The sequence below is a fragment of the Pedobacter aquatilis genome, assembly GCF_032678405.1.
In the GTDB taxonomy this organism is placed as follows: domain Bacteria; phylum Bacteroidota; class Bacteroidia; order Sphingobacteriales; family Sphingobacteriaceae; genus Pedobacter; species Pedobacter aquatilis_A.
Map to the genome: position 1 here is coordinate 378,454 of NZ_JAVTSJ010000002.1, position 16,205 is coordinate 394,658.

At 40.0% G+C, this 16,205-nt stretch carries 12 protein-coding genes; 4 read left to right on the forward strand and 8 right to left on the reverse strand.

From position 1 onward, the window contains the following. Window positions 1-8: 8 nt before the first annotated feature. From R2R71_RS07065 to R2R71_RS07080, 4 genes are read left to right on the forward strand one after another with little or no spacing between them, the layout of a single operon-like run. Window positions 9-1,844 carry a RagB/SusD family nutrient uptake outer membrane protein gene (locus R2R71_RS07065; protein ID WP_316830557.1) on the forward strand — a complete coding sequence of 612 codons (1,836 nt, stop codon included), beginning with the start codon at window positions 9-11 and terminating at the stop codon, window positions 1,842-1,844. Window positions 1,845-1,862: 18 nt separating this feature from the next. Further along, on the forward strand, window positions 1,863-3,509 hold the full coding sequence (locus R2R71_RS07070; protein WP_316830558.1) for a DUF4957 domain-containing protein: 1,647 nt from the start codon (window positions 1,863-1,865) through the stop codon (window positions 3,507-3,509). Between the two features lie 59 nt (window positions 3,510-3,568). After that, on the forward strand, window positions 3,569-4,579 hold the full coding sequence (locus R2R71_RS07075; protein ID WP_316830559.1) for a pectinesterase family protein: 1,011 nt from the start codon (window positions 3,569-3,571) through the stop codon (window positions 4,577-4,579). A gap of 2 nt (window positions 4,580-4,581) precedes the next feature. Next, window positions 4,582-5,322: a rhamnogalacturonan acetylesterase gene (locus R2R71_RS07080; RefSeq protein ID WP_316830560.1), complete on the forward strand. Its 741-nt coding sequence runs from the start codon at window positions 4,582-4,584 to the stop codon at window positions 5,320-5,322. 89 nt (window positions 5,323-5,411) lie between these two features. Here the strand turns inward: R2R71_RS07080 and R2R71_RS07085 are convergent, their stop codons facing one another. From R2R71_RS07085 to pelA, 8 genes are all read right to left on the reverse strand, one after another. Continuing rightward, the gene (locus R2R71_RS07085; RefSeq protein ID WP_316830561.1) at window positions 5,412-7,037 is read right to left on the reverse strand and encodes an NADP-dependent glyceraldehyde-3-phosphate dehydrogenase; all 1,626 of its coding nucleotides are present in this window, start codon (window positions 7,035-7,037) and stop codon (window positions 5,412-5,414) included. Window positions 7,038-7,154: 117 nt separating this feature from the next. Further along, the gene (locus R2R71_RS07090) at window positions 7,155-8,600 is read right to left on the reverse strand and encodes an MFS transporter (protein ID WP_316830562.1); all 1,446 of its coding nucleotides are present in this window, start codon (window positions 8,598-8,600) and stop codon (window positions 7,155-7,157) included. A 20-nt stretch (window positions 8,601-8,620) separates the two neighbouring features. Continuing rightward, on the reverse strand, window positions 8,621-9,283 hold the full coding sequence (locus R2R71_RS07095; RefSeq protein WP_316830563.1) for a bifunctional 4-hydroxy-2-oxoglutarate aldolase/2-dehydro-3-deoxy-phosphogluconate aldolase: 663 nt from the start codon (window positions 9,281-9,283) through the stop codon (window positions 8,621-8,623). Then, a complete protein-coding gene (locus R2R71_RS07100; RefSeq protein WP_316830564.1) occupies window positions 9,280-10,329 on the reverse strand; it encodes a sugar kinase in 1,050 nt (349 codons plus the stop codon). Before R2R71_RS07100 ends, R2R71_RS07095 begins: the two co-directional genes overlap by 4 nt. A 114-nt stretch (window positions 10,330-10,443) precedes the next feature. Beyond that, entirely contained in the window at window positions 10,444-11,844 is a 1,401-nt protein-coding gene (gene uxaC / locus R2R71_RS07105; protein WP_316830565.1) for a glucuronate isomerase, read from the reverse strand. Between the two features lie 134 nt (window positions 11,845-11,978). Continuing rightward, on the reverse strand, window positions 11,979-13,625 hold the full coding sequence (locus tag R2R71_RS07110) for an altronate dehydratase family protein (RefSeq protein ID WP_316830566.1): 1,647 nt from the start codon (window positions 13,623-13,625) through the stop codon (window positions 11,979-11,981). Window position 13,626: 1 nt separating this feature from the next. Continuing rightward, on the reverse strand, window positions 13,627-15,138 hold the full coding sequence (locus R2R71_RS07115; protein ID WP_316830567.1) for a tagaturonate reductase: 1,512 nt from the start codon (window positions 15,136-15,138) through the stop codon (window positions 13,627-13,629). A gap of 50 nt (window positions 15,139-15,188) precedes the next feature. Continuing rightward, complete coding sequence (gene pelA, locus R2R71_RS07120) at window positions 15,189-16,205, reverse strand: pectate lyase (RefSeq protein ID WP_316830568.1); 1,017 nt, start codon at window positions 16,203-16,205, stop codon at window positions 15,189-15,191.

The window sequence follows — 16,205 nt, forward strand, 5'->3', positions numbered from 1 at the left end:
TAAAGAAAATGAACAATAAATTTATAAAATCGGCTTTAATGGTAATTGCTGTTGGAGCATTAAGTATAACCACTTCGTGTAAAAAATATTTAGATGTAGAATCGCCTTCAACTTCATCACCTGATGTTGTTTTCGAAAGCACAACTTATACCAACGCCGCACTGATTGGTGTTTATAACAGGCTTTGCGGTGATAACGGATATGGTAGCCGTATTTCTACATTATATGGCTTAACCGCCGATGATTTTAAAACCTCAGGAAGTTACAGTTCTTCAGACAGACGTGGAATTAGTATGTATGGCGCAAGTGCTGATAATACAGATTTAATTAACCCTTTTTTACAGCTGTATGCCGGAATTGAGCGTGCTAATATCTGTATTAAATATATTCCTGCTTCTAAATTATACACTGACGGATCAGCCGCCGACCAGGCTTTAATGAAACGCTATTATGGCGAAGCACTAACGTTAAGGGCACAGTTTTTTTATGAACTCATTCGTAACTGGGGCGATGTTCCGGCATCATTTGTGCCATCTGCAGATGCTGAAACACTTTACGGCGCCAATGTTGACCGCAATAAAACTTACGATCAAATTATTGCGGACTTAAAAATTGCTGAAGATTTAGTGCCTTGGAGAACCTCGCTTACCGAATATGGTAGTTTCCGTTTTACCAAAGGAGCGATAAAAGGATTAAGAGCAAGAATTGCACTCGCCCGTGGTGGTTATGCGTTAAAAGGAAGCCAGATGACCCGCAGCAGCGATTATTCAACTTATTACAAAATCGCTTATGACGAGTGTCTCGACATTATGAATAACCGTGCTCAACACACATTAAACCCGGTTTATGAGAATGTTTTTAAAACACTTCACGGAACAAGGTATGATGATGCACATGAATTAATGATGGAAGTGGCTGCCTACGGAAGTAATGCATCAACCGATAGTAAACTCGGTTATTACAATGGTATCCGTTTTAATTCAGCCTCAACTTATGGTTCTGGTGGCGGCGGCATGAATGCCATTCCAACTTACTTTTATGAGTTTGATGTTACCAGGGATTGCCGCAGGGACGTAACCATTGGTGTTTTCGAAATCACGGCGAATTCGAAAAAAATCATCAACACTTTATTTAATATGACGGATGGAAAATTCCGTAAATCATGGACGGCTTTTAATGGTTCATCTTCGTCTCAGAATTTTGCGATTAACTGGCCAATTCTTCGTTTTGCTGATATTTTGTTGATGTACGCCGAGGCCGATAATGAGATAAACGGTGCACCGTCGGCAGTGGCCACGAGTGCTTTACAGGAAGTTCAAAAACGTGCCTATGCTGGTTTCGAAACACAAATTCCAACAACACCTACTGATAAGGCTGGATTTTTCAATGCCATCGTTAAAGAACGCTTATTAGAATTTGGTGGTGAGGGTATTCGCAAGTATGACCTGATTCGCTGGAATTTATTAGGCACTAAATTCGATGAAACAAGAACGAAAATTAGGGCATTGATTGCGGGTACAGGTGCTTATACAGGTGTTCCTGATTATATTTATGCAAAGGAAGGCACTTATCTTTTAGGAACAAGTGTAAATGAAGTGGCAACTTTAGATTTATACGGTGGCACGCCGAATAATGTATTCGTTTCAACGGGTTTAGGCACATCTACTGCACCAACAGGTTACACCACAAAAAACTGGAGAAAAGCCGTTACCGAAGATAATTCGATTACGAGTACATCAACCGGGATTGCCTATTATTTCGAAGCCAATAAAAAGGAATTATTCCCTTATCCGAAAACGGTTTTAATCGAAAATCCAAACCTGGTTCAAAACGTAGGCTATTAACGCATTTATAGATTAATCATGAAGAAATTTATATATCAAATTGGGATTAAGCTAATGGTGGTTTCAGCAATAGCTGCCGCCATTTCAGCTTGCAAAAAAACTGAAGAAGCGCCAACAGATCCGGCCAGGATTTTTAAACCGAGTGATGTGAAGATCACTGCCGGAGAAACATCAGCTAAATTAACCTGGACAACCCCATTAATGTCGACAGGTAAAACTTTAAAATATAGCATCGATTTTTCTACCGACTCCTTATTTTCGACCATAAAATACAGCACAACAGCTGATACCGCAGGCGTAACCGTTACCGAAGACAATTTATCCGTGAGGACAAAATATTATGCCAGAATTAAAGCAAATGCAACGGATGCACAGCCAGAATCAAAATATGTACGAAGCAGTGCATTTCAGTTAACCGGGATTCAGCTATTTTTAGCAGTAAGAGAGGGCGAAATTAAAGAAAATAACGTAGTACTACGTTACACACCAACAGTAGGTTTAAGCTCGATTGTTTTAACCCCAGAAACCGGAACAGCGATTACAGCAACACTATCTACATCAGATGCTTCCGCAGGGCTAAAAGCAATTACGGGTTTAACAGCGGCAACAAAATATACGGCAGAACTTTTTAGCGGAACAAAAAGTAAAGGCCTGGTAACTTTTACCACATTAGCTGCCACAAACTACACTTTAAAATTAAACCCGGGAGATGATTTAGCTGCTGCAATTACAAATGCGGCCAACGGTGCGGTTATAGGTTTAAATCCGGGAACATATACCTTAAGCGCAACGTCATTTATTACGCAAAAAACCATCACCATAAAATCTACTTCAGGCAATCCTGCCGACACAAAGGTGAATTATAAGGAATTTGATTTGGAAGGAACCGGCGCAGGTGTAACCTTATCGGGTATTGAGTTTGATGGAACAGCAGGCGCCTCCCTATATTTCCTGAACCTGATCGGAACGCAGGCTTCAAATGGTGCCGCAGCTACATTTACCAATATCGTGGTTGATAACTGTATTGCTCATGGTTCTACTACGGCATTCTTACGTGGCGATAGAGGCACAAATGCCAAGGATTTCAAGATTACAGGCATAACAGTAAACAATTCGGTTGTTTATGATATGGGTGCTAACGGAACTTCAACGTATTATACTTTCAACATTACAAAATTGCAGTTCAATACACTTACCGTATCAAAATCTACATTTTATAATTGTGGTCCTGGTTTGGTACTTGCTTCTACAGTAGCCACTGGCGACCAAACGCCAACGGTATCAATAACCTATTCTACCATTAATGGCTTTGGCGGAAGCGCGAAATATGCTTTATTAGATGCCAACACCAACCCGATAAATTTCAGTGTGCAGAACAGTATTTTTGCCAATACGCCTAAAGCCGGAACAGTTGTAGCGGCGGCAATAAGAGGTACAGGCACGGGAAGCTCACTAAGCATTTCTAACAGCAATTATTTTAACCTATCTACTGCATTAACAGGAGGAACTGCATTAACTTTCGGGACGGCCACATTAACAAGCAACCAAACCATCGATTTAGGATGGACAGCGGCTACCACGACATTCCAGTTGCCGGCTGGCTCTGCTTTAAGAACAGCAAGCAATACCAGCACGGCTATTGGTGATCCGCGCTGGACATATTAACCTCATTATTATTTTTAAAGGGCAGGTAATTCTGCCCTTTTTTATTGAAATTTATCCAGATGAAGCAATTACTTTTTTTCAAATTTATCATCCTTATAACCTTAGTTTTTTCCGTAGCCCGTGCCCAAAATCCAAAATATCCGGCAGAATTAACTGTCGATATTAATGGAAGTGGAAATTACAAAAGCATACAGGAGGCTATAAATTCGGTAAGGGATTTAGGTGAAAGAGAAGTAAAGATTTTCATTAAAAACGGCACATATAAAGAAAAAGTTATTATCCCTTCGTGGAAGACCAGGATTAAATTAATTGGCGAAACGCAGGCGCATACCATCATTTCCTTTGATGATTATTCAGGGAAACTTTATCCCGGAGGGAAGGATTTGTTCGGAGCGGATAAGTTTTCTACCTATACTTCTTACACTTTTTTAGTACAGGCAAATGATATTACGCTTGAGAATTTAACGGTTGTAAATACATCAGGACGTGTAGGCCAGGCGGTTGCCTTACATGTTGAGGGCGATCGGTTCGTTGCAAAAAACTGTAGTTTTTTAGGTAATCAGGATACTTTATATGCAGCAACTGAAAACAGCCGACAATTATATACCAATTGCTATATTGAGGGTACTACAGACTTTATTTTCGGTAAGGCAACAGCAGTTTTTCAATACTGCACAATTAAGAGTCTTAGCAACTCTTATATAACTGCCGCTGCTACTTCTGCAAACCAGCAGTTTGGTTTTGTTTTCATGAATTGTAAGCTTATTGCTGCCGATGGCGTGGATAAAGTTTACCTGGGAAGACCATGGCGTCCATACGCAAAAACTGTTTTTCTAAATTCTGATTTGGGTGCACACATAGTGGCCGAAGGCTGGAATCCCTGGAAAGGTGATGTAATGTTTACAGATAAGGAAAAGACAGCTTTTTACGCGGAGTATAAGAATACGGGACTAGGAGCAGGTACTGAAAAAAGAGTAGCCTGGTCAAAAAAACTAAGTGATAAGCAAGCTAAGCTTTATGATGTTTTAACTGTATTAAAAAGAAAAGATAACTGGAATCCATCGAACTAAACATGAAAAAAACAACTTTTGAAATTTCTATACTTACAGTTCCTCTGCTGCTTTTGTTATTTGCTTTTACGCAAAAAAGAGTTACCATTTACATCATTGGCGATTCTACTGCAGCCAATAAACAAGCCAAGGCTTACCCGGAAACAGGCTGGGGAATGGAACTTCAATCCTTTTTTAAGCCAGATGTAATTGTTGATAACCGGGCATTAAACGGAAGAAGCACAAAGTCATTTCGGTCTGAAAATCAATGGCAACCCGTTCTCGATAAGCTGTCGCCAGGCGATTATGTATTAATTGAATTTGGGCACAATGATGAGAAGATTGATAAACCTGGAACAGGCACTTCATTAGCAGAGTTTAAAACTAACCTCGTTAATTACGTTAATGAAGCACGTCAGAAGCAAGCAATTCCGGTTTTACTCACCCCAATCTCGAGGAGAAGTTTTAAAAACGGCATACTAACCGATACGCATGGTGGTTATCCGGATGTAACCCGTAAAGTAGCCGATTCTTTAAAAGTGCCCCTAATTGATATGCTGGTTAAAACACAAAAGCTGCTTTCTGGTCTTGGCGATGTCGCTTCAATAAAATTATTCAATTATGTCGATTCCGGAAATGTTAATTATCCTACAGGCAAAAAAGATGATACACATTTAAGCCCTGATGGAGCCAGCACTGTTGCAGGTTTAGTGGTACAGGGAATTAAAGAAAACAAATTAACCCTGGCTAAAAGACTGAAGTAATTTTTTGTTGCTAATTATACAAATAAATAAGCCGTAAAATTCACAGCGTTGAGCTGCTCGTTTTACGGCTTTACTGTATATACTAAAAATTAAAAAATGTACTTTGTACTAAGGAAATTCGAATCGTTGTCGCTCACAATTTCGTTCAGTAATTTCTTGTTGCTATCCGTTAGCTTGGTTGCTACCAGAGAACGGATTGAGAATGAACGTAAGGCATCAACAACTGAAAGTGTTCCCTCTGCACTGTCTTTCCTACCGGTAAAAGGGAAAGCATCCGGGCCTCGTTGACACTGGCAATTAATATTCACACGGCTTACCTGGTTTACCAACGGATCAATTAATGAAGAAACTACAGCGGCATTGTTGCTGAAAATACTTACCTGCTGGCCATGTGGCGAACCAATTAAATATTCGATAGGCTCTTCCAGATCATCGAAAGGTACAACCGGAACAATTGGCCCGAATTGTTCTTCACGGTATAATTTCATATTGCTGTTTACCGGATAAACAACTGCCGGATAAACGAAAGTTTCTAAAGTCTGTCCGCCATTTTTGTTCACCACTTTGGCACCATGTGAAATCGCATCATCAATACATTCTTTAAGGTACTCAGGTTTATTTAACTCTGGCAGCGGCGTAAGATTTACACCTTTTTCCCAAGGCATACCGAATTTTAATTTTTCAACCTCTGTAGATAAACGTTTTAAAAATTCTTGCGCCAGGCTGCGGTGAACATACACAATCTTAATCGCCGTACAACGCTGTCCGTTAAATGACAGGGAGCCTAAAACAGTTTCTGAAACTGCCAAATCAAGATCTGCATCTTTGGTTATAATAGCGGCATTCTTTGCATCCAAACCTAAAATTGCTCTTAAACGGTTAACCTTAGGATGAAGTTTTTTAAGCTCATTGGCTACCTTACTCGAGCCGATTAATGTTAACACATTAATCTTTCCAGATTTCATTAAACCAGGAACAATGGTATTCCCACGACCGTAAATTGTATTCACTACACCTTTTGGAAAGCTCGATCTAAAAGCCTCCAATAAAGGATAGTGTAATAATGTTCCGTGTTTAGGTGGTTTAAACAGTAAAGTATTTCCCATGATTAATGCCGGGATAAGCGTTGTAAAAGTTTCGTTTAAAGGATAGTTAAACGGTCCCATGCAAAGCACTACACCTAATGGCGAGCGGCGCACTTGTGCTACAATCCCCTGCTCAATTTCAAATCTCGAGGATTGCCTGTCGATATCTTTTAAAGCATCAATTGTGGCATAAATATATTCAACCGTACGATCAAACTCTTTAATCGAATCGGCATAAGATTTACCAATCTCCCACATGATTAGTTTGGCCACTATTTCCTTCTGCTCAATCATTTTGTGGGTGAAGTTTTCTACACAGCTGATACGATCAGCTACGCTCATGGTTGGCCATTGGCCACGGCCATTATCGTAAGCTGCTACCGCTGCGTCCAAAGCCTCCGTCGATTCCTTTTCTGTACATACAGGAAAACTTCCGATACGTTTTCGCTTTAGTCCTTCAGCAGTTCTTACGCATACTGGAGAGAATACCTCATTAAAAGGTCCACTCCATGTTTTCATTTCGCCATTGGAAAGAAATTCTTTCTGATTAATCTCTTCACTGAGCCTGAATTCCTCAGGAATCTGGCTTTCATCAACGAAAATGTTCTCGAGATTTAAAGTTGTGCTCAATTTGGTTTGTTTTTAGGGTTTATAAATATTGTTAATCTATGGTTTAAGTATAGATTTAAGTTCGTTTATTATAGCAGTTGTTTTCCGGTAGGTAAATACCGGAAAACAAATCGGTTATTACTTTATTTCGATTAGTTTATACTTTGGTACAAGAGCCTTCATTACGGTCCAGCCGATAAGGTATGCAATGGCACAAAACGAGAACACAATAAAGTATCCGGCTTCTTTGCCATGGAATCCCATAAAACTCATTTGGCTTTCATCGGCATAGGTAAATAATACACCTGAACCTTTATTGATGAAAAATGAACCAACACCGCCTGCCATACCACCGATTCCTGTTGCAGTTGCAATAGCCTGTTTCGGAAACATATCACCAACGGTTGAGAAAATGTTAGCCGACCATGCCTGGTGTGCCGCTCCGGCAATACCGATTATGATTACCGGTAACCAGTAACTGTAATGGCCTAATGGTTGAGCGAGTAAGGCCAGTAGTGGAAAGAAAGCAAAAATCAACATCGCTTTCATCCTGCCATCATAAGGGTTCATGTTTTTCTTACTCACGAAGTAAGACGGCAACCATCCGCCAATAATTGATAATAATGTAATTACATATAAAATAAACAGGGGAAATGCACTTTCGGTCCCGCTCATTTTATATATGTCTTTCAGGTAGGCTGGCGACCAGAATAGGTAAAACCACCATACACCATCTGTCATGAACTTACCGAAAGCAAATGCCCAGGTTTGCTTAAACTTAAGGCAATCCCAAAAAGATAATTTCTTTACCGGTGATGCCGCTGTTACAGGTTCTGAAAGTTGTTCATGTTCTACAATATCCTGTTGGATATAAGCTAACTCGGCTTTGTTCACACGCGGATGCGACTCGGGTTTGCCATAAAGTAAAATCCAGAATAACATCCATACAAAACCTAATGCACCGATAATAATGAACGACATTTCCCAGCCGTAAGCCTCGGCAATGTATGGGATGGTAACCGGTGCTGCCAATGCACCAACGGTTGCGCCGGCATTAAAAATACTGGTGGCAAAAGCACGGTCTTTTTTAGGGAAATATTCTGCGGTAGCTTTAATCGCTGCCGGAAAGTTTCCGGCTTCGCCAAGTGCGAGCACAAAACGGGCAAAAATAAATAAGGAAAGACTTGTAGATAATATCAAACTGGTATCGCCAACGGTAGATAGCGCCTGTTTGGCTCCGGCAAAACTCATGACCCAGCTACCGGTAATAATACCTGAAGTGGCAATACCACAAAAAGCATGGATACATGCGCCGATCGACCAGATGCCTATAGCCCAGAGAAATCCTTTTTTAGTGTCCATCCAATCAACAAAACGGCCTGCAACTAACATAGAACCTGCATAAAAAAGTGAAAATAGTGCCGTAATTGTGCCATAATCGCTATCTGTCCAGTGAAACTCCGGAACAAAATAATCCTTCCAGGTTAGCGACAGTACTTGCCGGTCTAAGTAATTAATGGTAGTGGCGGCAAACAATAGCGCACAAATCGTCCATCTGTAATTTCCTTTATTCGCTTGGTTCATTTGGTTAGGTTCTTTGAGGTTTACTTGCTTTGTTGAATAAGATCGAGTGCTAATTTTGTATTGTCGAAAAGTTCATCATAAAGACCTTTGCTCATAACATCTTTACTGACTAGTTTACTACCCATCCCCACGGCACAAACACCAGCTTTAAACCAGGTTTTAAGATTGTCCGCATTAATTTCAACACCGCCTGTAGGCATAAATAACTGGCCGGCAAACAGATCTTTAATTGATGAAATAAATTCAGGGCCTAAAATATTTGCCGGAAAAATTTTAATCAACATGGCTTTATGTTCCTGTGCAACACTGATTTCGGTTGGGGTCATACATCCAGGAATCCAAAGCATGCCAATTTTATTTGCTATTTCGGCAACAGCCGGATTTACAATCGGCGCTACAATGAAATCGGTTCCGGCTTCGATAAATGCATTGGCATCAGCAGGGGTTTTAATGGTGCCAATACCCAGGTATAAATCAGGCATTTCCGCATCACGGATTTCCTTTAACTTTTTAAAATTCGGCAGTGCCGATTTACCGCGGTTGGTATATTCGAAAACACGTACGCCAGCCTTATATAAAGTGCGTAATATTTCTACACTTCCAGCTTCACTATCCTGATAAAATAAAGGTAACATACCTTGCTCCAGGATCGCGTCTAAAATTTTATGCTTATTGCTTATCATCTTATTATTCTTTTTTCAACATCAGCAACGGTACTTACTGTTGCATCACTTGGAATGTATAATTTATCGTATGCCGCTGCTGTGGCAAAATCTAAAATTTCTTTTTCAGTTAAATTGTTATAGAAGCCATAAATTAAACCAGCCATAAAACAATCGCCGCTACCCACTTTATCTAAAATTTCATCAGAAACATATTCAGGAGAAACGGTTAATTCATTATTGGTATAAAGCGCAGTATAATACCTGATGCCTTTTCCATTATCGAACCTGAATGTATTTGCTATTGCTTTACAGGCAGGAAACAGGCTTAAAATTTCCTTTGAAGTATCAATTGCCTGCTGTAAAAGTGTTTCTTTCGCATAACCTTCTGTTGGTTTTAAATCATCGTGAAGAGCCGTGCCGAGCATTTTATTTGCAGCCCATACATTGCCCATAATGAGGGTACAGTATTTTGCAAGCTCAGGAAGTACTTCTATCGGATCTTTACCATATTTCCAAAGTTTAGCCCTGTAATTTAAATCCAGGGAAATGGTGATATTTTTAGCTTTTGCCGCTTTTAAGGCTTCGAGACACACATCGGCAATGGATTGGTTAATTGCAGGGCAAATTGCACTGAAATGAAACCAGCTAACATCTTCAAAAACTTCATCCCAGTTTATTTCGCCAACTTTCAATGCTGCATACGAAGAGTTTGCCCGGTCGTAAATCACACCGGCATTTTTCAGGTCTTTCCCTTTTGGTAAATAGTATAAGCCTAAACGTTCACCTCCATAAACCATAGCGGAAGTGTCTACTTTTTTGTTATTCAGATAAACAGCAATTTCCTCTGTAACCGAGTTTTGCGGCATTGCCGACAAGTAGGTTGAAGGCACATTCCAAAGGGCTAACGCTGTTGCAACATTTAGTTCGGCACCGCCAACATAAAATGGCAGCTTATTTTCTTTCAGCCATTCGCCATCCATATCCGGACATATACGCAACAGGATTTCTCCAAAGCTTAAAACTTTTTTTCCTTTTTGTAATAAAGATGATATCTGGTTACTCATTATTGTGTTAAACCGGCATGTATTCTGTGAATTCCATTCTTCAGTAAAAAATGTTTGGAAAACGATTGAAATGAATTGAATCCCCGATTTTTTAGCTTAAAAGGCCGTTTTTGGTTAAAATTTAAAGTAATTTTTTGCGTTAAAATACGAAATATCCTGCACTATTTTGCCAATCCACTCCAAGTCGTTAGGTAATTCACCTTTCTCTACATCTTCTCCGAAAAGGTTACAAACGATTCTTCTGAAATACTCATGGCGGGGGAACGAAAGAAAGCTTCTCGAATCGGTAAGCATACCAACCAAACGGCTTAAAAGCCCCATGTTCGAAAGTGCATTCAGCTGTTTAATCATGCCATCTTTCTGATCTAGAAACCACCAGGCCGATCCAAACTGCACTTTACCGGCAACTGAACCATCGTTAAAGTTACCAATCATGGTAGCGATTAACTCATTGTCGGCAGGGTTAAGGTTATAAATAATCGTTTTTGCCAGTTTATCCTGGTCATCCAGGCGGTTTAAAAATTTTGAAAGCATTCGGGCCTGACTAAAGTCACCGATTGAATCCCATCCGGTATCAGGGCCTAACTGTCTTAACATACGGGCATTATTGTTACGCAAAGCCCCCAAATGGTATTGCTGTACCCAGCCTTTTTCGTGATCCCATTCTGCAAAGTAAATTAACATTGCCGATTTGAATTTCAGATTTTCTTCGTAAGAAATACCTTTTTTTGTTCTGATTTTATCAAAAATTGAAGTGATTTCAGCTTCGGTATAATCTTCGGCATAGATTTGCTCTAAACCGTGGTCAGAAACAGAACAGCCATTATCAGCAAAGTAATCATGTCTGCTTTTTAAAGCGTCAAGATAATCCTGAAAACTGCTTATTGTCTTATCCGCAACGGTCTCCAGTTTGTCGATATATTCGTTTAAGCTTTCGATATCATCGCTATTCATCGCCTTATCAGGACGAAATGCAGGTAACATCTTCAGGTTAGCACCTTCTCTGGCCAGCTGCTGGTGAAAGTTTAAGCTATCCAGCGGATCGTCGGTTGTGCAAACCGCTTCAACATTCATTTTTGCCAGCAGTCCACGAACGGAATACTCAGCAGTTTGTAGCTTTGTTGAACATTCATCGTAAATTTTCTGCGCCGTTTTTCCCGATAGCAATTCGTTTATGCCGAAATACCTTTGTAATTCTAAATGTGTCCAGTGATATAATGGATTACGAAGGGTATAGGGTACAGTTTCAGCCCATTTTTCAAACTTCTCATAGTCAGATGCCGCTCCGGTGATGTATTTCTCATTAACGCCATTTGCACGCATTGCTCTCCATTTGTAATGATCGCCCGAAAGCCAAACCTGACTCATGTTTGAGAACTGATGGTTATTTGCAATTTGCTCTGGAATCAAATGGTTATGATAATCGATAATGGGCATCGATTTCGAAAATTCGTGATAAAGCTTTTGCGCTGTTTTTGTCTCCAGAAGGAAATTTTCGTCTAAAAAAGGTTTCATTTAAAGAATGTTATTCAAGACAGTTATTGCCTTGAGCGCTGTTAAATTATTTGTTTTATTATATGTGACATCATAGTGGGCACATGGAAGTTTTAACTGCTTCTTGCCTTTCAATGATGTTTTTGGTCTGAATTTTAAAGGCTTACACCGCGTTTCCAGGGGATAAAATCATCCTGATTTAATAAAACCGCTTTTGGAATTACCTCTCCGCTGGCCGCTTTTATACAATACTCCAGGATATCTTCGCCCATTTGCTCAATTGTTTTCAAACCCTCTATAACGGGGCCGCAGTTAATATCAATAATGTCGCCCATGCGTTTTGTAAGCGCATTATTTGTTGATACTTTAATTGTTGGGCATACGGGATTTCCTGTAGGTGTACCTAAACCTGTGGTAAACAAAATTAAAGTAGCGCCTGATGCAGCTTTTCCTGTTGTTGCTTCTACATCATTACCAGGTGTACAAACCAGGTTTAATCCCGGCTTTGTTGCAGGTTCAGTGTAATCTAATACATCTTCAACTGGTGATGTACCACCTTTTTTAGCCGCACCTGTACTTTTAATGGCATCGGTTATCAGGCCATCTTTAATATTACCTGGTGATGGATTCATGAAAAAACCAGAGCCAACATTTTCGGCCGACTGGTTATAAGCCGTCATTAACTGAATGAATTTACGGGCAGCAGTTTCATCTTTTGTCCTGTCGATGAGTTGCTGTTCTGCACCGCAAAGTTCAGGGAATTCGGCAAGTAAAACTGTTCCGCCAAGTGCAACGAGTAAATCGGAGGTATAACCTACGGCGGGGTTGGCACTGATGCCGCTGAAACCATCGCTTCCGCCACACTTAACACCTAAAACTAATTTGCTTACCGGAGCCGGCTGACGTTCTATCTCGTTGATTTCTGTTAAACCAATAAAAGTTTTTCTAATGGCTTCCTTAACCAGCTGCTCTTCGCTTTGCGATTGCTGCTGCTCGAAAATAAATAATGGTTTATCGAAATTTGGGCTGCGGTGCTTTAGGTCATTCATAAAATCCTGAACTTGCAAATTCTGGCAACCTAAGCTTAATACAGTAACACCCGCAACATTCGGATGATCGGCATAGGCCGCAAGCAGCTTACTTAAAACAGCTGCATCCTGGCGTGTACCACCGCAACCTCCCTGATGGTTTAAAAATTTTATTCCATCAACATTTTTAAAAATGCGGTTTGCCGAAGGATTTGGTAAACCAATTGAATCAGAACTGGCCTCTTCCAGGCTTTCGCCATTTTTGTAGGCATCAACCAGCTGGTGGGTATACGATTTATACTTATCAGTAACAGCGTAGCCCAGTTCATTGTGTAAAGCCTCACGGATGACATCAAGATTGCGGTTTTCGCAGAAAACAGTCGGAATAAACAACCAGTAATTTGCCGTACCTACACGGCCATCGCTGCGGATGTAGCCGTTGAAAGTTCGGTCTTCAAATTTTGATACATCTGGTGCCTGCCACTGGTAATGGTACGGACGAAATTCAAATGGCTCAGAAGCGTGTTTTGTATTCTCGGTATCCATTAAGCCTCCTTTGAGGATAAAATGTTGTGCCTTTCCAACTAAAACACCATACATTATTATCGGGTCACCGGGGTTCATGTCCTGCATAAAAAATTTATGCTTCGCATGAATATCGTCTTGTAAAGTGTATTCATTTCCATCATGAATAACGGTTTCGCCTTTCGCCAGATCTTGCAGGGCAACAAGCACATTATCATTAGGATGGATTTTTAAAATTCTCGTAACCATGTTAAACTGTTCTTTCTGTATGCAAGTTACTTAATGTTTCTATTGCACCATTATTTTGTAGTAAATCTATATAAGTTTTAATTGCAGCATTAAAGCCAGGATAGTTATTCAGGTTTTTATCCCATAGTCGCCTGTCGCCTAAAATATTATCTATCGCTGTTTCAGGATTTTGCCAGTATGCATATAATATTTCTGCAAATTCATCCTGAACAGGATATTTCTTTCCGTTGATATTTGCCACATAGTTTTCACCTTCTTTTTCGGTATTCATAAAGATGATATAAGCAGAAAGACCTAAAGCAATGTGTGGCGGCACTTCGTTATTTTGGCTATAATATTTTCTGATTAAAGGCATATTACGCATCTGCATTTTTGAAGTGAAGTTAAGGGTAATGGCCTGCCACTGGTGTTCTAGAAAAGGGTTGCGGAAACGGTCGACTACACTCGATGCAAAATCTACCGCATCCTGGTAAGTGATATCGTCATTCTCTAAGGAATGTGCAATTTCCTGCTGCATTAAATTCGAAACATAGCTGGCAAAAACTTCATCAGCCATTGCTTCTTTAACTGTATTAAAACCCGATAAAATAGCTAAACCACAACTTAATGTATGTGTTCCGTTTAGTAAACGCAGTTTTAACTCTTTAAATTTATTAATCGATGGTACAATAAAGATTCCTTTGTCGGCTTGCTCGAAAGATAAAATTTCCTTTACCCTTGGATTGGAAGATTCTATCGCCCACAACCTGAATGGTTCGGCCATAATCATTAACTCATCTGTATAACCGAGTTCAGTTTCCAGCGCTTTTTGTTCTGCAGCAGGAAGTTTGCCGGGTACAATTCTATCGACAAGGGTTTTGCAGAAATGGTTTGCCGTTTTTAACCATTGCTCAAAATCCCAGCTTAATTTATTCTGAACGGTTAATTTTAACAGGATCTCTTTCAGCTTGTCTGCATTATCGCTGATTAATTCAGTAGGAACGATAACCATTCCGCTCTCTGCCGAACCGTTAAACGCTTTGTATCGTTCGTGTAAAAATGCCAGTAGTTTTCCCGGATAAGACTGTGGCGGGTTATCCGTAATCTTATCCTCACTTAACACAATCCCAACTTCCGTGGTATTCGAAATTACAACCTGCATCTCAGGGTTGTGGGCAGCTTTTAATATTTCTGCCCAATCCTGCGAAGCAGATAGTACGCGACTAATAGAAGAATTGATAATGTTTTCTTCAACATTATCTCCGTTTTCTATGCCTTTTACACAAAGCGTGTAAAGATTATCCTGTCTGGAGAAAGCATCCGAACCGCCCTGCGCTGTCGATTTTACAACCAGAACCCGCCCGTTAAAAATACCACCTCTGTTCGCCTTATCAATAAAATAATCGGGCAGGCCACGAAGTAAAACGCCAGTTCCAAACTGAATTACTTTTTCGGGCAATTCTAAAAGTTCTGCTGCAGGTATACTAACATTTGCCCCGCTGATGTTTTTTAAATTTTCTTTGTTTAAAATCATTTTCTTCCGATTTCTGTTATTGCTTGCTAATTGCAATTACGAGTTAAAATTTATTTTATTCCGTTGACTGATAACCACTTTGGATATTCCTTTTCTATTAATTTTTGCCCCCAGTTACCATACCAGGCATAACCGTTACGCCGCTCTGGGCTCAATGCTTCGAGCTTTAATTTTACCGTATTGTCACGGTCGCCAAAAATTGGGATGTTCTTTTCCAGGTCGTAAAAACGGGCCCATACTACAGCCGAATTATCGGCAATTAAGCCAGTAGCTGTTTTACTTCTTTCAAATCGAAAACCTGTAATTTTATATTCATCAAACCATTTAATAGCGCTTGTAATTGCATTTTGTATTTCTGGCGATGGATTTTTAAAACGCATTAAAAAGCGTACGATATTTGAAGATTCGCTGGTGCTTAATGATGCCGGTTCAAATGCCCTGGCTTTTGCCGGCAACATCGAATCTTTATCATATTGTGCTGCCCAAATGGTTAAATTCCCGTTCTGTTTAACCTGTGTCTTTAATATGCAGCTTAGGCCTTTGTTTACGGCGGCTTTTGCCTTTTCGATATAGCTTGGGTTTACAGCTTCAAAACCGTTTGTTTTTGTGGCAATATCCTGAAGAATGTTCAAAACATTAATCATTGCATCATCATTATAGGTAATTTCCGAACGGTAAAGGGCTTTGTCAGGGTAGTATTGCGGCCACCCCCCGTTTTTGTATTGTGCCTCAAGGATATAGTCAATACCTTTTTCTGCTGCTTTTAAATAATCTTTTTGCTGCGTTTTCTTGTATGCCTGTACCAGGTAAACTACTTCTCTGCTGGTTGCACTATTGTCGATTGTGGCATGCAGAACCGTAGTTGCATTTATTTTTTCTTTAAGCGCCGGTGTTAAAGCAAGGCTATAATTAACCACACTTTTATCTTCCAGTTGCTTTGGCCAGCCACCGTTACTTAACTGATAAACCAACATTTTATCGGCAGTTGAATCGGTCGGTAACTGTGCATAGCACGACATCAGCATAGTGCTGAAAGCGATACTTAAGAAAAATTTTAGCTTATTCAT

Coding starts and splice junctions, on each gene's coding strand:
- R2R71_RS07110 (WP_316830566.1), bottom strand. CDS start 13,625: ATGGTTACGAGAATTTTAAAAATCCATCCTAATGATAATGTGCTTGTT.
- R2R71_RS07095 (WP_316830563.1), bottom strand. CDS start 9,283: ATGATAAGCAATAAGCATAAAATTTTAGACGCGATCCTGGAGCAAGGT.
- R2R71_RS07100 (WP_316830564.1), bottom strand. CDS start 10,329: ATGAGTAACCAGATATCATCTTTATTACAAAAAGGAAAAAAAGTTTTA.
- R2R71_RS07075 (WP_316830559.1), top strand. CDS start 3,569: ATGAAGCAATTACTTTTTTTCAAATTTATCATCCTTATAACCTTAGTT.
- uxaC (WP_316830565.1), bottom strand. CDS start 11,844: ATGAAACCTTTTTTAGACGAAAATTTCCTTCTGGAGACAAAAACAGCG.
- R2R71_RS07065 (WP_316830557.1), top strand. CDS start 9: ATGAACAATAAATTTATAAAATCGGCTTTAATGGTAATTGCTGTTGGA.
- R2R71_RS07070 (WP_316830558.1), top strand. CDS start 1,863: ATGAAGAAATTTATATATCAAATTGGGATTAAGCTAATGGTGGTTTCA.
- pelA (WP_316830568.1), bottom strand. CDS start 16,205: ATGAATAAGCTAAAATTTTTCTTAAGTATCGCTTTCAGCACTATGCTG.
- R2R71_RS07090 (WP_316830562.1), bottom strand. CDS start 8,600: ATGAACCAAGCGAATAAAGGAAATTACAGATGGACGATTTGTGCGCTA.
- R2R71_RS07080 (WP_316830560.1), top strand. CDS start 4,582: ATGAAAAAAACAACTTTTGAAATTTCTATACTTACAGTTCCTCTGCTG.
- R2R71_RS07115 (WP_316830567.1), bottom strand. CDS start 15,138: ATGATTTTAAACAAAGAAAATTTAAAAAACATCAGCGGGGCAAATGTT.